The sequence below is a fragment of the Pseudomonas parafulva genome (assembly GCF_002021815.1).
In the GTDB taxonomy this organism is placed as follows: Bacteria; Pseudomonadota; Gammaproteobacteria; order Pseudomonadales; family Pseudomonadaceae; genus Aquipseudomonas; species Aquipseudomonas parafulva_B.
Genome location: NZ_CP019952.1, coordinates 443,137 through 461,463 on the forward strand (window position 1 = coordinate 443,137; position 18,327 = coordinate 461,463).

Sequence of the window (18,327 nt, forward strand, 5' to 3'; positions counted from 1 at the left end):
CGAACACGCGGTTCACCCCTGTTTTTTATGTGGCTATTGGTCTTTCGCCTTTTGCCAGCGATACTGCCGGCCCTTTTTACCAGGCATGGGTAGGCGAGATGTTTAAGCGGTTGGGCGTTGTGGTGCTTGCAGTATTGACCTTGGGCAGTGGCCTGACGGGGTGCGGGGGCGTTGACCCCGACTCGCCGCTGGGTAAGCGCAAGGCCATCTTCAAGGACATGCTCACGACAAGCGAGGACCTGGGCGGCATGTTGCGTGGTCGACTGCCGTTCGACGCCGGCCGCTTCGCCCAAGGGGCGCAGACACTGGATACGCTGTCTCACCAACCCTGGCAGCACTTTACGCAGGTGCGTGAAGGCGACAGCAGCGCAGCCCGCCCTGAGGTGTGGCAACGGCAGGCGCGCTTTCAGGACCTGGCCCGGCAATTGGAGGCAGCCACTGGCGAGCTCGTACAAGCGACGCGCCAGCCATCGCTGGACGCTGCGCAATTGAAGGCGCCCATGGACAAAGTCGAAGGCGCATGCCGAGCGTGCCATAGCGAATTTCGTAACCATTGAATGGCGAGGCGGGCGGCGGCTGGCCCGTGCGCCGCCTCAGGCGCTGGCCTCAGCGGTCAAGGTCGTCTACCGCGTCCTGCAGTTCCTTGCGGGACTCGGCGAGCTTGTCCTTGCGCTTGTTGATCTTTTCGGCATCGCCCTTCTTCTCGGCCTTTTTCAGGTCTTTCTCTCGCTGGGCCACCTCATGGCGCGCATCGAGCACCTTCTGCTCACGCTCCTTGCGTAGGCTGGCGTCAGTGCAGTTGGCTACGCCACGCAAGGCTTCTTCCAGCCCGGCCGCCTGAGCGGCATTGCCATGCTCACGGGCGATTTTGAGCTGGTTCTCGATCGCGCTGCGCTTGGCGCCGCAACCTGTCAGGCCGGCATCGGGCGCGGCTGCTTGTACAGTGCCTGCGCCCAGGCCCAAGGCCGCGAGCAGAAAAAGGGGGGAAAAGCGTTTCATGAAAAGCCTCCTGGACGGGGCAGGGCAACGAGAAAAATTCTGGATGGAAATCCTGCCTTGGTTTTGGCTATTTAGAAACCCTTGATAAAGCTGGGCCGCTAAATCTCCGGCTTTTCCTACAGTTTTTTTGGTAAATAATCATTGCTCAGGCCTGAGCGGCTGCTCCGAGAACCCGTCTACAGCCTGCCCGGCCAGATGGGCTGCAATGGCTTGCACCTCGGCGCTGGCGAAGAATCGCGCAAGTTCGTCCGCCCTTTTCGAGCCGATGCCAGGCTGGGCTTGCCACTGCACGTGCGTCTGGGCAACCACTGTCGGCCAGTCACCGGGCAGCAGCACACCTTTGCCAATGGGTGCTCCTATACCGCGAACCCATTGGGAAAATGGGCGCGAGCGGGCCTGCTCGAAGGCGGCTAGCAATTGGGCTGCCCTCAGAGCGCTGATGCCTGGCACCTGTTGCAGGCGCCCCTCATCGAGCTCCAGCCAGTCGGTCATCGTCGACACCAGGCCTGCCTCGACCAGTCGCCGCCAGGTCCCTGGGCCCATCCCAGGCAGGACCAGGCCCTGTTTGCCGGCCAGCCAGCTGAGGCGGGCGATGAACTGCTCATTGCAGCCTTCTCCAGCACGCCAGCAGCTATGGGCATGGTATTGGTCGACTGCAGGTGCGTTGACTGGCTGGCGTTCGACCGAGTAATGCACGATCTGCTCGAAACGGGGGATGGTCAGCCCCGCCAGGCTAATGGCTATCTGGTCGCCTGGCCGAACGTCCAATGCCTGCCAGCGTGACAGCGAACCCAGGCTGATACGGGTCACGCGTCGGTCATCGAGGGTGACCGGCTCGAGGTGAACGATGGGGGTAACCTTGCCAGTACGGCCGACCTGGAAGCGCACATCGCGTACCTGCGCCAACTTTCGTGCGTAGGGGTATTTCCAGGCTGCGATCCAGTACGGCGCCTTGGCCTGCCAGCGTTGGGCGGGTGGGCGTTTGCCCTGGCGCAGGATCACCCCGTCGCTGGCGAAGTGTAGCGGCGTGCTGAACCAGTGGTCCCGCCACCGCGCAGCTTCTTCGGGAGTATTGATCGCAACGCTGTAATGCTGACTGTCCGCAAAACCTAACTGGACCAGCTGCGACAGGCGCTCGGTTTGCTGCTCAGGCCCGTTGGGCCAATCCCACACGAACAGACCGATGCGGGCGCCTTGTTCCTCGTCGATTTGGTGGCGAGCAAGCAGGCCGGCGACCGTGCCACGGGCATTTATACCCCCTGCGCTTGCCTGTATGTGGCCCTCAAGGCGCAAGTAGAGCTCGCCTTGAACCGACAGATCGAGCGGGTGGGGCAGTCGCCGGACAATCCGTCCGAGTTGTGGGATGTGGCGGCTCCAATCGTGTCCCTGGACCCCGTCGCCTCGGCTGATCAACTGGGTCAGCCGGCCTTGGCGGTAGATCAGTGAAACGGCCACGCCATCGACCTTTGGCTGTATCCATAGGTCAGTCTTGCCAACCATCCAGCCGGCAACACGCTGGAAGTCGGCCAGCTTCTGCACGCCGGTGTGCGGCACGGGATGGACGACTGGGCCACCTGCGCTGGCCAGCGGCGAGGCCTGGGTCGCAAGGCCAACGCAGCGTTGCAGCATGGCCAGGTGATCGCGGCTCTGGTCATACAGCTCATCGGCCACCAGTGCCACGCCGTCACGGTGATAACGTTCGTCCCAGTGCGCGAGCGTGGCGCTCAGCTGGGCGATCTCAGCGTGTGAGCGCGACGGTGTCCAATCCGGGCACGGGTTGGCCCAGGTCGGCGGCAGGTGGAACACCACCATGATCAGCAGCAATACGATTGGCATGGCCCGCTTCCTTGCGTGGCTGAGGATGTGCCGAGCCTATGGGTTTTTCACGGTGTTCGCCTCGGGCGGTTTGTCAGGCGATATGTCACAAAAAAGCCCCTGCCGATTGCTCGGCAGGGGCTTTCGCTCAGCGCTGTAGGAAATTACAGGCCGGCAGCGTCACGCAGCGCTTCAGCGCGGTCGGTGCGTTCCCAGGTGAAGGTGGTGAAGGTGTCGTCACCCACTGTTTTTTGTTGCGGGGTGCGGCCGAAGTGGCCGTAGGCAGCGGTTTCCTGGTACATCGGGTGCAGCAGGTCGAGCATGGTGGTGATGGCATATGGACGCAGGTCGAAGCACTCGCGCACCAGCTGGATGATCTTCTCGTCCGACACTTTGCCGGTGCCAAAGGTGTTGATCGAGATGGAAGTCGGCTGGGCCACGCCGATGGCATACGAGACCTGGATCTCGCAGCGCTCGGCCAGGCCGGCGGCGACGATGTTCTTGGCTACGTAGCGGCCGGCATAGGCGGCGGAACGGTCGACCTTGGACGGGTCCTTGCCCGAGAACGCGCCGCCACCGTGGCGGGCCATGCCGCCGTAGGAGTCGACGATGATCTTGCGACCGGTCAGACCGCAGTCACCGACCGGGCCGCCGATGATGAAGTTGCCGGTCGGGTTGATGTGGTACTGGGTACCCTTGTGCAGCAGCTCGGCAGGCAGCGTGTGCTTGACGATCAGTTCCATGACCGCTTCCTGCAGGTCTTTCTGCGATACCTCAGGGTTATGCTGGGTGGACAGGACCACCGCATCGATGCCCACGACCTTGCCACCTTCGTAGCGGCAGGTGACCTGCGACTTGGCATCCGGGCGCAGCCAGGGCAGCAGGCCAGACTTGCGTGCTTCGGCCTGGCGTTCGACCAGGCGGTGCGAGAAGCAGATCGGCGCTGGCATCAGCACTTCGGTCTCGTTGCTGGCGTAGCCGAACATCAGGCCCTGGTCACCGGCGCCCTGGTCTTCTGGCTTGGAACGGTCGACGCCCTGGGCGATGTCCACCGACTGCTTGCCGATGATGTTCATCACGGCGCAGGTGGCACCGTCGAAGCCTACGTCCGAGCTGTTGTAGCCGATGTCGATGATGACCTTGCGTACCAGGTCCTCAAGGTCGACCCAGGCCGAGGTGCTCACCTCGCCGGCAATGATCGCCACGCCGGTCTTGACCAGCGTTTCACAGGCGACGCGGGCGTACTTGTCCTGGGCGATGATCGCATCCAGCACGGCGTCCGAAATCTGGTCGGCGATTTTATCCGGATGCCCTTCGGACACGGACTCGGAGGTGAAAAGGGAGTATTCGCTCATCTCGAAGGTTCCTGAAATTTACCGATGGTGTATGTCGCCAGCCGTCCGCTGGAAATGGCGGACCTGGATCTGGAAACCGTTACGCAGGCCTACGTACAGGCTATCCCCGTGGGACAGGCCTGCCGCGTTGGCCCAGCGGGCCAAGTCGTCCTGTTCGAAGCCGAGCCACAGGTCGCCGCAGGCTTCCCGCGCCCACCCCTGGTCATGGCTGCACAACTCGGTGATCAGCAGGCTGCCGCCTGCTTTCACCCGTTTGGCCAGCTGGCACAACGCCAGGGCCGGGTCGCTGAAATGGTGCAGGACCATGTTCAGCACAACGCAGTCAGCGACCACATCCGTTGCACCCAGTGCATCGGCCAACTGCAGGTTCACATTGTCCAGCCCTTCGCGCTGACAGACCTGGCGGGCGAGTTCGAGCATGGTCGGGCTGTTGTCCAGCGCCGTGACCTGGGCAAAGCGCCGAGCCAGGTCCGGCAGAAACCCGCCATCGCCGGGGCCGACTTCAAGCGCGCTGGCGCTTGGGTCGAAATGCAGTTTGTCGAGCAGCGCCAGCAGGCTCTCGCGGTATTGCGGCAAGCCTGCGATCAGGTCCTGCTGGGCGCGAAAGCGTTCTTCCACACGCAGGAAGAAGTCCTGGCTGGTTGCTGCGCGGCGCTGCTGCACCTGGGCGATGCGGCCCTGCACCTCAGCGGGCAAGGCCAGGTTATCGACCTCGTCGAGCAACGCGGCGTGCAGGCGCCCGCCCAGGCGCAGGCTATCGGGTAGGGCACGGCGATAGAAAATGGCGTTGCCTTCCCGACGGGTGGCGACCAGGTCGGCCTGGGCCAGCACCTTGAGGTGGTGGCTCATGCCCGACTGACCGATGTCGAAGATCTGCGCCAGCTCCAGCACGCCGAAGGAATCGTTGGCCAGGGCGCGCAGTACATTCAGGCGCAACTCGTCGCCACTGGCCTTGCACAGGGCGGCCAGTGCCTCGCGTTGTTCCGGAATTGCTTGCGCACGAAGGTTCATGGTGCGGGAGTCTAGACAGGCATCGTTGCCCTAGCAAGTTCTATATCAAAAAGTTTTGATATTGCAGGCCTGCTACCCAGTCGCCCTGGCCCTGGCGTTGCCATTGCGCCCGATGCTCGGACTAATGCACGCCGCCTGCTGCTTAAATGTTTGCCCCAAGCGCCCCAGTGGGCGAAAATGGCCGCCTTTTTCGTAATACCACCTATTCAAGCCCCCAGGAGATCAGCGATGCCCAGCCGTCGTGAACGTGCCAACGCCATTCGTGCCCTTAGCATGGATGCCGTGCAAAAGGCCAACAGCGGCCACCCCGGTGCCCCCATGGGCATGGCGGATATCGCCGAAGTTCTTTGGCGCGACTACCTCAAGCACAACCCGAGCAACCCGGCATTTCCCGATCGCGACCGCTTCGTGCTGTCCAACGGCCACGGCTCGATGCTCATCTACTCGCTGCTGCACCTGACTGGCTACGACCTGTCGATCGACGACCTCAAGGGCTTCCGTCAACTGCACAGCCGTACCCCTGGCCACCCGGAGCACGGTTACACCCCTGGGGTGGAAACCACCACCGGCCCGCTCGGCCAAGGCATCGCCAACGCCGTGGGCTTCGCCCTGGCCGAAAAGGTCATGGCGGCCCAGTTCAACCGTGACGGCCACACCATCGTCGACCACAACACCTACGTGTTCCTGGGCGATGGCTGCATGATGGAAGGCATCTCCCACGAAGTGGCCTCACTGGCCGGCACCCTGGGGCTGAACAAGCTGATCGCCTTCTACGACGACAACGGCATTTCCATCGACGGCGAAGTGCATGGCTGGTTCACCGACAATACCCCGGCGCGCTTTGAAGCCTACAACTGGCAGGTGATCCGCAACGTCAACGGCCACGACGCCGAAGAGATCAAGACGGCCATCGAGACCGCCCGCAAGAGCGACCGTCCGACCCTGATCTGCTGCAAGACCACCATCGGTTTCGGTTCGCCGAACAAGCAGGGCAAGGAAGAGTCCCACGGCGCGCCGTTGGGCAACGACGAAATTGCCCTGACCCGTCAGGCATTGGGCTGGAACCACGGTCCGTTCGAAATCCCTGCCGACATCTATGCCGAGTGGGACGCCAAGCAAGCCGGTGCCAAAGCCGAAGCCGAGTGGAACCAGCGTTTCGAGGCCTACGCCCAGGCTCATCCGGAGCTGGCCGCAGAGTTCAAGCGCCGCATGGCCGGTGACCTGCCTGCCGATTTCAGCGAAAAGGCCCAGGCCTACATCGAGGAAGTGGCGGCCAAGGGCGAAACCATCGCCAGCCGCAAGGCCAGCCAGAATGCCCTGAACGCCTATGGCCCGATGTTGCCTGAATTCCTTGGCGGCTCGGCGGATCTGGCCGGTTCCAACCTGACCCTGTGGAAGGGTTGCAAGGGTGTGGAAGCCGGCGACGCCAGCGGTAACTACGTGTTCTACGGCGTACGTGAGTTCGGCATGACCGCCATCATGAACGGCGTGGCACTGCACGGCGGTCTGGTGCCTTACGGCGCGACTTTCCTGATGTTCATGGAATATGCCCGCAATGCCGTGCGCATGTCGGCGTTGATGAAACAGCGCGTTATCCACGTCTACACCCACGACTCCATTGGCCTGGGCGAAGACGGCCCGACCCACCAGCCGATCGAGCAGCTGACCAGCCTGCGCACCACGCCGAACCTGGACACCTGGCGCCCCGCAGATGCCGTGGAGTCGGCCGTGGCCTGGAAGAACGCCCTGGAGCGCAAGGATGGCCCATCGGCGCTGATCTTCTCGCGCCAGAACCTGCAGCACCAGGCTCGCGATGCGCAGCAGCTCGCTGCCATCAGCCGTGGCGGCTACGTGCTCAAGGATTGCGCGGGCGAGCCGGAGCTGATCCTGATCGCCACCGGCTCGGAAGTGGGCCTGGCCGTTCAGGCCTACGACAAGCTGACCGAGCAGGGCCGCAACGTGCGCGTGGTGTCCATGCCGTCGACCAGCGTGTTCGATGCCCAGGATGCTGCCTACAAGCAGTCGGTGTTGCCGTTGGAAGTCAGCGCCCGTATCGCCATCGAAGCGGCCCATGCGGACTTCTGGTACAAGTACGTCGGCCTCGAAGGCCGCGTCATCGGCATGACCACCTACGGTGAGTCGGCGCCGGCTTCGGCACTGTTCGAAGAATTCGGCTTCACCCTGGAGAACATCCTGGGTACTGCCGAAGAGCTGCTGGAAGACTGATGTATCAGGGAGGGCAGGATGCCCTCCTGGTCGTGCGAGGGGAGGGCGTCGCCCTCCATCGCGCCATGAGGCCGCTTCCACAGGTACTACCCTGCCAGCAACGGCGTGGTACCTGTGGAAGCGGCCTTGTGCCGCGATAGGCCGCCATGCGGCCTCGAAGCCATCACGCTTAGCGAGTCAACGAATGTCCCACTTGCGTCCCTATAAAGTTGCACTCAACGGTTATGGCCGTATCGGCCGCTGTGTTCTGCGCGCGCTGTTCGAGCGGGGCAGCAGGGCCGATTTCGAGATCGTCGCACTCAACGACCTGGCCGACCAGGCCAGCCTGGAATACCTCACCCGCTTCGACTCCACCCACGGGCGCTTTCCCGGCGAGGTCAAGGTCGATGGCGATTGCCTGCATATCAATGGCGATTGCGTAAAGGTGATGCGCAGCGCCACGCCCGAAGGCATCGACTGGGCAGCCCTGGACGTGGACCTGGTCCTGGAGTGTTCCGGGGCCTACAACACCCGTGCCGATGGCCAGCGCTTTCTTGAGGCGGGTGCGCCACGGGTGCTGTTTTCCCAGCCCATGGCCAGCGAGGCCGACGTCGATGCCACGGTGGTCTACGGTATCAACCAGGATTGCCTGACCGGCACTGAGCGCCTAGTCTCCAATGCTTCGTGCACCACCAACTGCGGTGTACCGCTGCTGAGGGTGCTGGATCAGGCATTTGGCATCGACTACGTACAGATCACCACCATTCACTCGGCCATGAACGATCAGCCGGTGATCGACGCCTATCACCATGAAGACCTGCGCCGTACCCGTTCGGCGTTCCAGTCGGTGATTCCGGTGTCCACCGGGCTTGCGCGCGGCATCGAGCGCCTGCTCCCGGAACTTGCCGGGCGAATCCAGGCCAAAGCGGTACGCGTGCCGACGGTCAACGTCTCGTGCCTGGACATCACCTTGCAGACCGCTCGCGACACCACCGCAGCCGAGGTCAACAGGGTGCTGCGCGAGGCCGCGCTGACCGGGCCGCTCAAAGGCCTGCTGGCCTATACTGAGCTGCCCCACGCCAGTTGTGATTTCAACCACGACCCGCATTCGGCCATCGTCGATGCCAGCCAGACCCGTGTATCAGGCCCGCGCCTGGTCAACCTGCTGGCCTGGTTCGACAACGAATGGGGGTTTGCAAACCGTATGCTCGACGTCGCCGGACATTTTCTGCACGTCGTCCACCCAAACCGCAACAAACAGCCCTGAAGGACCGCATTCATGACCGTGTTGAAGATGACCGACCTCGACCTGCAAGGTAAGCGCGTACTGATTCGCGAAGACCTGAACGTGCCTGTCAAGGACGGTGTGGTGACCAGCGATGCGCGCATCCAGGCGGCGCTGCCGACCATCAAGCTGGCCTTGGAAAAGGGCGCGGCGGTGATGGTCTGCTCGCACCTGGGCCGCCCCACTGAAGGTGAATTCTCTGCCGAAAACAGCCTCAAGCCGGTTGCCCAGTACTTGAGCCAGGCGCTGGGCCGCGACGTACCACTGGTGGGTGACTACCTCGATGGCGTCGAGATCAAGGCCGGCGAGCTGGTGCTGTTCGAGAACGTGCGCTTCAACAAGGGCGAGAAGAAGAACGCCGATGAGCTGGCCCAGCAGTACGCGGCATTGTGCGACGTGTTCGTGATGGACGCCTTCGGCACGGCGCACCGCGCCGAGGGTTCTACCCATGGCGTTGCCAAGTTCGCCAAGGTCGCGGCGGCTGGCCCGTTGCTGGCAGCTGAGCTGGATGCCCTGGGCAAGGCGCTGAAGGCCCCGGCCAAGCCAATGGCCGCCATCGTTGCCGGTTCCAAGGTTTCCACCAAGCTGGACGTGCTCAACAGCCTGAGCTCGGTATGCGATCAGCTGATCGTCGGTGGCGGCATCGCCAACACCTTCCTGGCGGCTGCCGGGCACCCGGTCGGTAAGTCGCTGTACGAGCCTGATCTGGTCGAAACGGCCAAGGCCATTGCCGCCAAGGTCAGCGTGCCGCTGCCTGTCGATGTGGTGGTTGCCAAGGCCTTTGCCGAAGACGCCGAAGCCACCGTCAAGGCCATTGCCGATGTCGCTGCCGACGACATGATCCTGGACATCGGCCCGCAGACCGCCGCCCAGTTCGCCGACTTGCTCAAGTCCTCCAAGACCATCCTGTGGAATGGCCCGGTCGGCGTATTCGAGTTCGATCAGTTCGGCAATGGCACCCAGGTGCTGGCCAAGGCGATCGCCGACAGCGCCGCGTTCTCCATTGCCGGTGGCGGTGATACCCTGGCGGCCATCGACAAATATGGCGTCAGCCAGGATATCTCCTACATTTCTACCGGTGGCGGCGCCTTCCTCGAATTCGTCGAAGGCAAAGTCCTGCCAGCGGTGGCCATGCTCGAAGAGCGGGCCAAAGCCTGATGAACACGGCGCCTGGCAAAAGGAGTGGCCTGGTGGCCAAGCAGTTGCCTGTGTTGCTGCTGGCCGGGCTGCTGAGCGCCTGCGCCGGCAGCCCGGATGCCCAGGACGACCCGGCGCAACCGCCCAAGGGCGGGTGCTATCAGTCCGAATGGCAAGCCGAAACCGTGCCGGTGATCAGCAAGCGCGTAGGCCCGGAAGGCCTGGAAAAGTACGACGAAGAGCACCAGCGCAAGGCGCCAGGCTGCCCTTGATCGGGCCGCCGGCAACCTGCAGGCCGGTTTGTGGTCTTGGAGAAGGGCCGTGTACTGCCCATCGAGGTAATTGAATGAAAGCGCTCTTGGCCGTAATGGCCCTGGCGACACTGGCAGGATGTTCACTGCTGCAACCGGCGCACACCGCGCCGGCGGACAACTGGACCCGCTGGGTCTGCGACACCCAGGCCGAAGTGCTGTGGCGGTTTGCCGACCCGCAGCGGGACCAGGTCGACGTGCGTCTTGGTGGCGGCGACCAGGTGTACCGGCTCAAGGCCGAGCCCGGCGCGTCCGGCGCGCTGTACAGCGACGGCATGCTGGCATTCCATACCCAGGGTGAGGAAGGCCTGGTGTACTGGGTGGCGACCAACGATCTGATAGGGCGGGGCTGCAAGGCACCGTGACTGGCCGGGCCGCTAGGCTCTGTGTGAAAAGCCTAGGTGGCCCACACTACTTGAACAGCAACCGCCCCTGCGGCAGGCTTGCACGAAACAACGACGCTTGTCGGGAGAGAGATACACAATGGCACTCATTAGCATGCGCCAGATGCTGGACCACGCCGCCGAGTTCGGTTACGGCGTACCGGCTTTCAACGTCAACAACCTCGAGCAGATGCGCGCCATCATGGAAGCGGCTGACAAGACCGACTCCCCTGTGATCGTCCAGGCCTCGGCTGGTGCGCGCAAGTACGCGGGTGCGCCGTTCCTGCGCCACCTGATCCTGGCGGCCATCGAAGAATTCCCGCATATCCCGGTGTGCATGCACCAGGATCACGGCACCAGCCCGGATGTCTGCCAGCGTTCCATCCAGCTGGGCTTCAGCTCGGTCATGATGGACGGCTCGCTCGGCGAAGACGGCAAGACCCCGACCGACTACGAATACAACGTGCGCGTCACCCAGCAGACCGTTGCCATGGCCCATGCCTGTGGTGTGTCGGTAGAAGGCGAACTGGGTTGCCTGGGCTCGCTGGAAACCGGCATGGCCGGTGAAGAAGACGGTATCGGTGCCGAAGGCGTGCTCGACCACAGCCAGATGCTGACCGACCCTGAAGAAGCGGCCGACTTCGTCAAGAAGACCCAGGTCGATGCCCTGGCCATCGCCATCGGCACCAGCCATGGTGCGTACAAGTTCACCAAGCCGCCTACCGGTGACGTGCTGGCCATCGACCGCATCAAGGAAATCCACAAGCGCATCCCCGACACCCACCTGGTGATGCACGGCTCTTCCTCGGTACCGCAGGAGTGGCTGGCGATCATCAACCAGTACGGCGGCGACATCAAGGAAACCTACGGTGTGCCGGTCGAGGAAATCGTCGAAGGCATCAAGTACGGCGTGCGCAAGGTCAACATCGACACCGACCTGCGTCTGGCGTCCACCGGTGCCATCCGTCGTCACATGGCCATGAACCCAAGCGAGTTCGACCCGCGCAAGTTCTTCGCTGAAACCGTAAAAGCCATGCGCGACGTGTGCATCGCCCGTTACGAAGCATTCGGCACTGCCGGCCATGCCTCGAAGATCAAGCCGATCTCCCTGGAAGGCATGTTCCAGCGCTACGCCAAAGGCGAGTTGGCTGCAAAGGTCAACTAAGCCACCCGGCCTCGAAAAAACCCGCAGCGATGCGGGTTTTTCGTTTCTGGCAGTGGCTGCGAAACCGATCTGCCGTTGCGTATCACAGAATGTCAGCGAAACCGCTATCGGTCGGCTACCTTCAGTCAGTGACTGATGGTTTTGGCTTGTGATGCGTGCTATCAGCTCATGCCTGGGGTAAAACTGGATCCAACGGCCAGTTTGTAGTCGGTCATATAACAGAGATGCAGCATGGATGGCGCTCACCTTCAACTCATGCCACAGGATGGCAGCTCGGTGCTTCTGGTAGTCGACGATTACCCGGAGAACCTCATCAGTATGCAAGCCTTGTTGTCGCGCCAGGATTGGCAGGTGCTGACGGCAAGTTCGGGCCGAGAAGCCCTGAGCGCGTTGTTGGAAAACGATGTCGACCTGGTTTTACTCGATGTGCATATGCCCGAGATGGACGGCTTCGAAGTCGCTCGTCTGATGCGTGGCAGCCAGCGAACCCGGCTTACGCCCATCATTTTCCTGACAGCCAACGAGCAGTCCCAGGCCGCCGTGTTGAAAGGCTATGCCAACGGCGCCGTGGACTACATGTTCAAGCCGTTCGACCCGCAGATTCTCAAGCCCAAGGTTCAGGCCCTGCTCGACCAGCAGCGCAATCGGCGGCGTTTGCAGGCGCTGACCCGTGAACTCGACGAAGCCCGCGCCTTCAATGCATCCATTCTGGACAATGCGGCCGAGGGTATTGTGGTGGTGGATGCAGGCGGCATCATCCGCTTCGCCAACCCGGCTGTCTGTTCCCTGCTGGCAACGCCTATCGAACTGTTGCAGAACGTCGACCTGCTGGGGCTGTTGCAGCTGAGCACGCCGAGTACGTGGCAGGATTCGGCGTTCTACCAAAGCTACCTGGCCAGGCGCATCTACCGCCTGCACGACGCCCAATTGCGTCGCCCGAGCGGCGAGCTGCTGCCGGTGGCCCTGTCCTGTGCGCCCCTGCCTGCCGAGCAGCAGGCGATGGTGGTGACCGTGCTGGACATGTCGGCGGTGCACAACCTGCACCAACAGCTCGAATACCAGGCCATTACCGACCCACTTACCGGCCTGCTTAACCGCCGTGGGTTCTACCAGGCGGCCGAAGGGGCATTGCTGCGCAATGAGCGCTCCGACCGGGCGCAGGCCTTGATGTACATGGACCTGGATGGCTTCAAGCGTATCAACGATTCCCTCGGCCACGATGCAGGTGACCGGGTATTGCGCTGGGTGGCCGAGCAGCTCAAGGATTGTCTGGGCAGTGAAGCCCTGCTGGCACGCATGGGCGGAGACGAATTCACCGCGCTGTTCGACGGCTTGCCCTATGCCGAGCAAGCCGGGCGCTACGCCGAGCGGCTGCTCGAGCGCATTGCCATCAGCCACCAGATCGATGGGCTGGACGTATGCCTGGGCGTGAGCATCGGCATCGCTACCTACCCCGACTGCGGTGGCAACGTCGAAGGCTTGCTGCGCGCAGCCGACGCGGCCATGTACGCTGCCAAGCAGGCAGGGCGCCAGCAGTATCGCTTCTACGACCAGGAGCTCAATGGCCGCGCCCGTTCCCGCCTGATGCTCGAAGACGGCGTGCGTACGGCCATCGAGCAGCAGGATTTTACCTTGGTGTATCAGCCGCAAGTGGCCTTCGCCGATGGTCGCCTGCGCGGCTTCGAAGCCCTGCTACGCTGGCAGCACCCCAGCGTTGGCGATGTGCCGCCAGGCCTGTTCATTCCCCTGCTCGAGGAAGCGCGGCTGATCAACCGCCTGGCCGGCTGGATCTACGGACAGAGTGCTGCCCAGCGCCAGGCCTGGTACCAATGCTTTGCGACCGACATTGTGTTGGGCATCAGCCTGAGCCGGGCCCAGTTCGTCTCGCCAAGCCTGGTCGAGGAGCTGCAACGGGTCATCCAGCGCTATAGCCTGCAGCCAGCGCACCTGGAAGTGGAAGTGGCCGAAACCTCGCTCATGTACAACATCGATGCGGCGGTCAAGCAGGTCGACCGGTTGCGCGCGCTGGGTGTACGTGTGGCGCTGGACGATTTCGGGGCCGGTGACTGCTCACTGCGTATGCTGCGCGATTTGCCCATCGATACCCTGAAACTCGATCGCCACCTGGTGGCGCGCCTGCCGGAGGCGTCGGCCGATGCGGCGCTGGCACGCAGCGTCATCGGGCTGTGTGCCGATTACGGGATCACCGTGATTGCCGAGGGCGTGGAAACCCAGGCCCAGGCTCAATGGCTCAAAGCCGCAGGCTGCCAATACGTTCAGGGCTTCTTGGTAGCGCACCCTATGACAGCTGCCGATGCCAGCAACTTCCCGGCAATTTTCCCCTGGCCTGCCCCGCCAGCGGGTTAGAATTGCCGCTCGTTACGCAGACTGTACTGCCATGACCGTCCTACGCTACCTGCAAGCTTACCCACCGCACCTGCAACAACAGGTGCGGCAGATGATCGACAGCGACCGCCTTGGCGAATACCTGCACAAGCGCTACCCCGAGCGGCACGAGGTACAAAGCGACAAGGCCTTGTACAGCTACGCCCAGGAACTGCGCCAGCGTTTTCTGCGCAGTGCACCGCCACTGGACAAGGTGTTGTTCGACAGCCGGCTGGACCTGACACACCGGGCGCTGGGCCTGAACACTGCCGTCTCTCGCGTGCAGGGCGGCAAACTCAAGGCCAAGAAGGAAATCCGCATCGCCTCGCTGTTCAAGGAGGCTGCGCCGCAGTTTCTGCGCATGATCGTGGTGCATGAGTTGGCCCACTTGCGCGAGCGTGACCACAACAAGGCGTTCTACCAGCTCTGTCAGCACATGGAGCCGGACTACCATCAACTGGAATTCGACCTGCGCGTCTACCTGACCTATCGGGAGTTGCCGGGTAACGCTTGAGGACCCGCAGCATGGAAATAAGCAAGACCAAGAGCAGTTTCTACCGCCGTCTTTATGTCGCCTGGCTGATCGACAGCCAGGCCGCTACCAGCGTGCCTGCGCTGATGGAGGCTACGGGCATGCCCCGGCGCACGGCCCAGGACACCCTTGCAGCGCTGGCCGATCTGGACATCGTCTGCACCTTCGAGCAGCAAGAAGGCGCGCGCAATCACGCAGGCCATTACCGCATAAAGGACTGGGGGGCCATCGACCGGCAGTGGATCGAGCGTCACCTGAATCAAATACGCAAGGTACTGGGTTATCCCTGACCTGTACCCGTTAAGTCCACTGCAATAAAAACCGTAGGTTCGGCCAGAATAGAGGCTAGATGACACTATTGGCCGCTGCCCCGACCAGAGCCTTTGTGTAAGCTCACCCGCAGTGTACGTTTCTTCACCGCGCAAGGGCTTGGGCATGCGGCTGATGCTTTGTGTTCTCGGGTTACTGGCCACTGTCATGGCGCCTCCGGCCGCCGCCTCCGGCAAGCTGCGCCTGGTATCGGATCATTGGCCGCCCTTCACCGACGCCAGTATGCCTGGCGGCGGTCTGGCCATCAGCATCGTGACCACGGCGCTGACGCGGGCGGGGTATAGCAGCAGCTTCGAGGAGGCACCCTGGGCTCGGGCCCTGGCAGGCGTCGGGGACGGTCGTTACGACATACTGATCAACGCCTGGCACAACGAATCGCGTGCGCGCATCGGACTTTTTTCCAGCGCCTACCTGAACAACCGTATCCGCCTGCTGCAGCGTAAGGGTGCGGGCCTGCATTATGAGCACATCTCGGACCTGTATCCCTACAGCATCGCCGTGGTGCGTGATTACGCCTACTCGAGCGCGTTCGACGGCAATACCCGCTTGCACAAGGTAGCGGTGAGTACATTTTCGTCCGCCGTGCGCATGCTGGCGGCAGGGCGTGTGAGCCTGGCCGTGGAGGACGAGTACGTGGCCCGCTATCACCTGCAGCGCGAGCCGGACAATGTGCGTGACAAGGTGGAGCTGGTGGAGCCTGCACTGGGCGAAAACCCGCTGCACATTCTGGTCAGCTTGAAGCACCCGGATCACCAATTGATCGTCGCTCGCTTCGACGCGGCCATCGCCGCCATGAAGGCCGATGGCAGTTATGAACGGTTACTGCATCAGTATGGTTTCTAGGCGAGCAGGGGTGGCGTTACGATGCGCCGGCTTGGCAATGGCTTCAGGATTGCAGCTTCGCAGCTCATGGTGCCGGGGGCCGCTCTGCGGCCCATCGCGGCACAAGGGCCGCTCCTACAAAGACCGCGTTTGCCTGCAAGTCGGTGCATCCAAAGGCAATCGATTTCTCGGGTGGGAGCGGCCTTGCCGGGGCGCCGGACCGGCCGCGATGGGCCGCAAAGCGGCCCCGGCAGTATGCGCTGCGAAGCTGAAATATCAGGCTATTGCATAGCCCCTACCAATCCGCTGTCCCTGGAGATTCGCCAGCCTGCGAAGACTAATCAAAGCTATTCATCCTTGCTCCAGACCTAACGCGAAGCGCCACCTGCCGGAGCATCCTTCTTGATCAAATGCGCCGCCAACGTACGCAGCGGAGCCAATTGGCGGCAGATCAGTGCCAGTTGCGTCTGTACCAGGCGCTGATGTTCATCCACCTCTTCGGGCATCTGCTCCAAGGCGTTGGCAAGCGCTTCTTCGGCATCGCTGTGAATCGCTACCGGTGAGCGCGCCGCCAGGCCATTGGCTATTTCCTCAAGGCTGTTTGCCAGGCGGCTGCCTGCGTCTTCGATCAAGTGCTCCCGTGCGTCGGCCGGCAGAGCCGTGTCACGGTGGGCGCCCAGTCCCGACAGGTAGCTGAGCAGGGTGTGCGACAGCACCAGGAAGCGGAAGCCCACATCGGCCTCCTTGCGAAAGTGGCCAGGCTCCATGAGCATGTTAGCCAAGGTCGTCGACAGGGCCGCATCGGCATTGTGGGCATTGCGCCGCGCCAGGCGATAGGCCAGGTCGTCGCGCTTGCCGTAGGCATATTGCTGCATGATCTGGCGCAGGTACTCGCTGGCACAGATCAGCGTGTTGGCCAAGGCCTTGTTCAAGCGGCGGCCTTGCCAGTCGGGCAGGAACAGGAACACGGCAAGAATGGCGATCAGGCTCCCGACCAGGGTGTCGAACAGCCGCGGCAGGAACAGCCCGTAGCCGTCGCCGATCTGGTTGAAACAGAACAGCACCATCAGTGTGATCGCAGCGGTGGCCAGGGTGTAGCGCGTGGTTCGGTTGACGAAGAACACCACCCCCGCCACGACCGCGAACAGCGACTGGATGACCGGGTTGGGGAACAGGTCGAACAGCGCCCAGCCGACGGTCAGGCCCACGGCAGTGCCGATGATGCGCTGCACCAGTTTGCGCCGGGTTGCTCCGTAGTTGGGTTGGCACACGAACAGCGTGGTCAGGATGATCCAGTAGCCCTGGGTCGGGTGGATCAGGTGCACCATGCCGTAACCGATGGACAGGGCCAGCGGCAGGCGCAGGGCGTGGCGGAACAACAGCGAGGTGGGCGTCAATTGCGTGCGCAGGCGCTTGCCCATGTCCTTGAGCGAGCGCGGCGAGCGGTCCAGCAAGCTGCTGTCGCTGGCATCGGCCAGGCTGTCAGGGTTGCTTGCGGCACCGAGCAGGCGATCGAGCGTGGCCAGGTTGGCCGCCAGTGCACGTAATGAACGCAGCAGCCCGCGCCAGGCCGGGTTGTTCTGGCCGCGCAGGTGTTCGAGCGAAGCGTTGAGGTCTTCGAGTGCCTCGGTAAAGCCGCTGGCCAACACGAAGGGTTGGCGCAACCGAATCGAGCGTGCAAGTTCCTGGCACGAGGCACCTTGCTTGCGCAGCAGGCGCTGGCACCGGAACATCACATCGCTGTGGAAGAAAGCTTCGGCCAGTGCATTGTAGGGGTAGTGGGAGGCGCTGACCCGCTCATGGATGTCCTGGGCCAGGAAGTAGAGTTTCAGGTAACGGCTGACCTTGGAGTTGGGCTGGCTGTTGCCCACCCGGTGCAGGATGATTTCCTTCGCCGCGTTGAGGGCCGCCACCACCTTGCCATTTTGCTGGGCGAGTTCGAGCCGACGTGCTTCGACGTCCAGGGTGCGGACAGGCTCGAACAGGCTGGCCTTGAGCTTGAGATAGCTGCCCAGTTCGAAGAACAGCTTCGCCAGGCTCTGCTGCACCGGCTGGTTGGAGAACAACGCCTGCCACAGCACCGAGAGCAGCCCATACCAGGCCGCGCCTGCCACCAGCAGCATGGGTTCGTGCCAGAAGTCCGTCACCTGCCCGCCGCGCTGGTCCACGCCGATCATCGTGTAGACCGCCGTGATGAGTGTTGCCGATGCGATGGCGCCGTAGCGCTCGCCCAGGGCGCCCAGCATGGTCAAGGCAAACGCTGCCAGGGCCAGGGCGCAGACGAAGATCAGGGGGTAGGGGAACAGCAGTTCGACCGCGAGCGCCGCGATGGCAAAACAGACCAGGGTGACCGCCAGGGCGCTGAGGCGGCCTTGCCAGCTGTCGTCGGTTTCAGCCAGGGCACTGGCGATGATGCCCAGAAACAACGGGATCAGCAGGGCCATTTCGTTCTGGTGCCAGCACAGGGCAAGGCTGCCGGTAAGGGCAATGGTTACCCGGATGCTGTAGCTGAACTTGTCCTGGCCCCACAGGCGACGCAGTGAATGACGTAACGAGCTCGATGACATGATGGCCTGCCGGGCAGTGATCGTA

General features: G+C 62.9%; 16 protein-coding genes. 11 read left to right on the plus strand and 5 right to left on the minus strand.

The window, feature by feature from the left end; genetic code table 11:
- Positions 1 to 98 precede the first annotated feature (98 nt).
- Positions 99 to 557: a c-type cytochrome gene (locus B2J77_RS01915; RefSeq protein ID WP_058638929.1), complete on the plus strand. Its 459-nt coding sequence runs from the start codon at positions 99 to 101 to the stop codon at positions 555 to 557.
- A gap of 49 nt (positions 558 to 606) precedes the next feature.
- On the opposite strand, the gene B2J77_RS01920 is transcribed toward B2J77_RS01915, so the two are convergent.
- From B2J77_RS01920 to B2J77_RS01935, 4 genes are all read right to left on the minus strand, one after another.
- Positions 607 to 999 (minus strand): DUF1090 domain-containing protein, encoded by a 393-nt coding sequence (locus B2J77_RS01920; RefSeq protein WP_078477876.1) that lies wholly within the window; start codon positions 997 to 999, stop codon positions 607 to 609.
- A 138-nt stretch (positions 1,000 to 1,137) separates the two neighbouring features.
- Positions 1,138 to 2,835 carry an NAD-dependent DNA ligase LigB gene (ligB, locus tag B2J77_RS01925; RefSeq protein ID WP_078477877.1) on the minus strand — a complete coding sequence of 566 codons (1,698 nt, stop codon included), beginning with the start codon at positions 2,833 to 2,835 and terminating at the stop codon, positions 1,138 to 1,140.
- Positions 2,836 to 2,978: 143 nt separating this feature from the next.
- Positions 2,979 to 4,169, minus strand: a complete 1,191-nt coding sequence (metK, locus tag B2J77_RS01930; protein ID WP_023532964.1) for a methionine adenosyltransferase — start codon at positions 4,167 to 4,169, stop codon at positions 2,979 to 2,981.
- A gap of 18 nt (positions 4,170 to 4,187) precedes the next feature.
- Positions 4,188 to 5,180: an ArsR/SmtB family transcription factor gene (locus tag B2J77_RS01935; protein ID WP_078477878.1), complete on the minus strand. Its 993-nt coding sequence runs from the start codon at positions 5,178 to 5,180 to the stop codon at positions 4,188 to 4,190.
- Positions 5,181 to 5,408: 228 nt separating this feature from the next.
- On the opposite strand from B2J77_RS01935, the gene tkt reads away from it, so the two are divergent.
- From tkt to B2J77_RS01985, 10 genes are all read left to right on the plus strand, one after another.
- Positions 5,409 to 7,406: a transketolase gene (gene tkt, locus B2J77_RS01940; RefSeq protein WP_078477879.1), complete on the plus strand. Its 1,998-nt coding sequence runs from the start codon at positions 5,409 to 5,411 to the stop codon at positions 7,404 to 7,406.
- A 184-nt stretch (positions 7,407 to 7,590) separates the two neighbouring features.
- Positions 7,591 to 8,652 carry an erythrose-4-phosphate dehydrogenase gene (gene epd, locus B2J77_RS01945; RefSeq protein ID WP_058604038.1) on the plus strand — a complete coding sequence of 354 codons (1,062 nt, stop codon included), beginning with the start codon at positions 7,591 to 7,593 and terminating at the stop codon, positions 8,650 to 8,652.
- 12 nt (positions 8,653 to 8,664) lie between these two features.
- A complete protein-coding gene (locus B2J77_RS01950) occupies positions 8,665 to 9,828 on the plus strand; it encodes a phosphoglycerate kinase (RefSeq protein WP_058604037.1) in 1,164 nt (387 codons plus the stop codon).
- A complete protein-coding gene (locus B2J77_RS01955) occupies positions 9,828 to 10,079 on the plus strand; it encodes a hypothetical protein (RefSeq protein WP_058604036.1) in 252 nt (83 codons plus the stop codon). Before B2J77_RS01950 ends, B2J77_RS01955 begins: the two co-directional genes overlap by 1 nt.
- 74 nt (positions 10,080 to 10,153) lie before the next feature.
- Entirely contained in the window at positions 10,154 to 10,483 is a 330-nt protein-coding gene (locus B2J77_RS01960) for an MliC family protein (protein ID WP_078477880.1), read from the plus strand.
- A 118-nt stretch (positions 10,484 to 10,601) separates the two neighbouring features.
- Complete coding sequence (gene fba, locus B2J77_RS01965) at positions 10,602 to 11,666, plus strand: class II fructose-bisphosphate aldolase (protein ID WP_023533056.1); 1,065 nt, start codon at positions 10,602 to 10,604, stop codon at positions 11,664 to 11,666.
- 231 nt (positions 11,667 to 11,897) lie between these two features.
- On the plus strand, positions 11,898 to 14,033 hold the full coding sequence (locus B2J77_RS01970) for a putative bifunctional diguanylate cyclase/phosphodiesterase (protein WP_078477881.1): 2,136 nt from the start codon (positions 11,898 to 11,900) through the stop codon (positions 14,031 to 14,033).
- Between the two features lie 31 nt (positions 14,034 to 14,064).
- Positions 14,065 to 14,565, plus strand: a complete 501-nt coding sequence (locus B2J77_RS01975) for a M48 family metallopeptidase (RefSeq protein ID WP_078477882.1) — start codon at positions 14,065 to 14,067, stop codon at positions 14,563 to 14,565.
- An 11-nt stretch (positions 14,566 to 14,576) separates the two neighbouring features.
- Complete coding sequence (locus B2J77_RS01980) at positions 14,577 to 14,873, plus strand: winged helix-turn-helix domain-containing protein (protein WP_078477883.1); 297 nt, start codon at positions 14,577 to 14,579, stop codon at positions 14,871 to 14,873.
- A gap of 145 nt (positions 14,874 to 15,018) precedes the next feature.
- On the plus strand, positions 15,019 to 15,756 hold the full coding sequence (locus B2J77_RS01985; RefSeq protein ID WP_078477884.1) for a substrate-binding periplasmic protein: 738 nt from the start codon (positions 15,019 to 15,021) through the stop codon (positions 15,754 to 15,756).
- Positions 15,757 to 16,103: 347 nt separating this feature from the next.
- On the opposite strand, the gene yccS is transcribed toward B2J77_RS01985, so the two are convergent.
- Positions 16,104 to 18,302, minus strand: coding sequence for a YccS family putative transporter (gene yccS / locus B2J77_RS01990; RefSeq protein ID WP_058638891.1), 2,199 nt, complete (start codon positions 18,300 to 18,302; stop codon positions 16,104 to 16,106).
- Positions 18,303 to 18,327: the final 25 nt, after the last annotated feature.

Coding starts and splice junctions, on each gene's coding strand:
- B2J77_RS01915 (WP_058638929.1), top strand. CDS start 99: ATGTTTAAGCGGTTGGGCGTTGTGGTGCTTGCAGTATTGACCTTGGGC.
- B2J77_RS01920 (WP_078477876.1), bottom strand. CDS start 999: ATGAAACGCTTTTCCCCCCTTTTTCTGCTCGCGGCCTTGGGCCTGGGC.
- ligB (WP_078477877.1), bottom strand. CDS start 2,835: ATGCCAATCGTATTGCTGCTGATCATGGTGGTGTTCCACCTGCCGCCG.
- metK (WP_023532964.1), bottom strand. CDS start 4,169: ATGAGCGAATACTCCCTTTTCACCTCCGAGTCCGTGTCCGAAGGGCAT.
- B2J77_RS01935 (WP_078477878.1), bottom strand. CDS start 5,180: ATGAACCTTCGTGCGCAAGCAATTCCGGAACAACGCGAGGCACTGGCC.
- tkt (WP_078477879.1), top strand. CDS start 5,409: ATGCCCAGCCGTCGTGAACGTGCCAACGCCATTCGTGCCCTTAGCATG.
- epd (WP_058604038.1), top strand. CDS start 7,591: ATGTCCCACTTGCGTCCCTATAAAGTTGCACTCAACGGTTATGGCCGT.
- B2J77_RS01950 (WP_058604037.1), top strand. CDS start 8,665: ATGACCGTGTTGAAGATGACCGACCTCGACCTGCAAGGTAAGCGCGTA.
- B2J77_RS01955 (WP_058604036.1), top strand. CDS start 9,828: ATGAACACGGCGCCTGGCAAAAGGAGTGGCCTGGTGGCCAAGCAGTTG.
- B2J77_RS01960 (WP_078477880.1), top strand. CDS start 10,154: ATGAAAGCGCTCTTGGCCGTAATGGCCCTGGCGACACTGGCAGGATGT.
- fba (WP_023533056.1), top strand. CDS start 10,602: ATGGCACTCATTAGCATGCGCCAGATGCTGGACCACGCCGCCGAGTTC.
- B2J77_RS01970 (WP_078477881.1), top strand. CDS start 11,898: ATGGATGGCGCTCACCTTCAACTCATGCCACAGGATGGCAGCTCGGTG.
- B2J77_RS01975 (WP_078477882.1), top strand. CDS start 14,065: ATGACCGTCCTACGCTACCTGCAAGCTTACCCACCGCACCTGCAACAA.
- B2J77_RS01980 (WP_078477883.1), top strand. CDS start 14,577: ATGGAAATAAGCAAGACCAAGAGCAGTTTCTACCGCCGTCTTTATGTC.
- B2J77_RS01985 (WP_078477884.1), top strand. CDS start 15,019: ATGCGGCTGATGCTTTGTGTTCTCGGGTTACTGGCCACTGTCATGGCG.
- yccS (WP_058638891.1), bottom strand. CDS start 18,302: ATGTCATCGAGCTCGTTACGTCATTCACTGCGTCGCCTGTGGGGCCAG.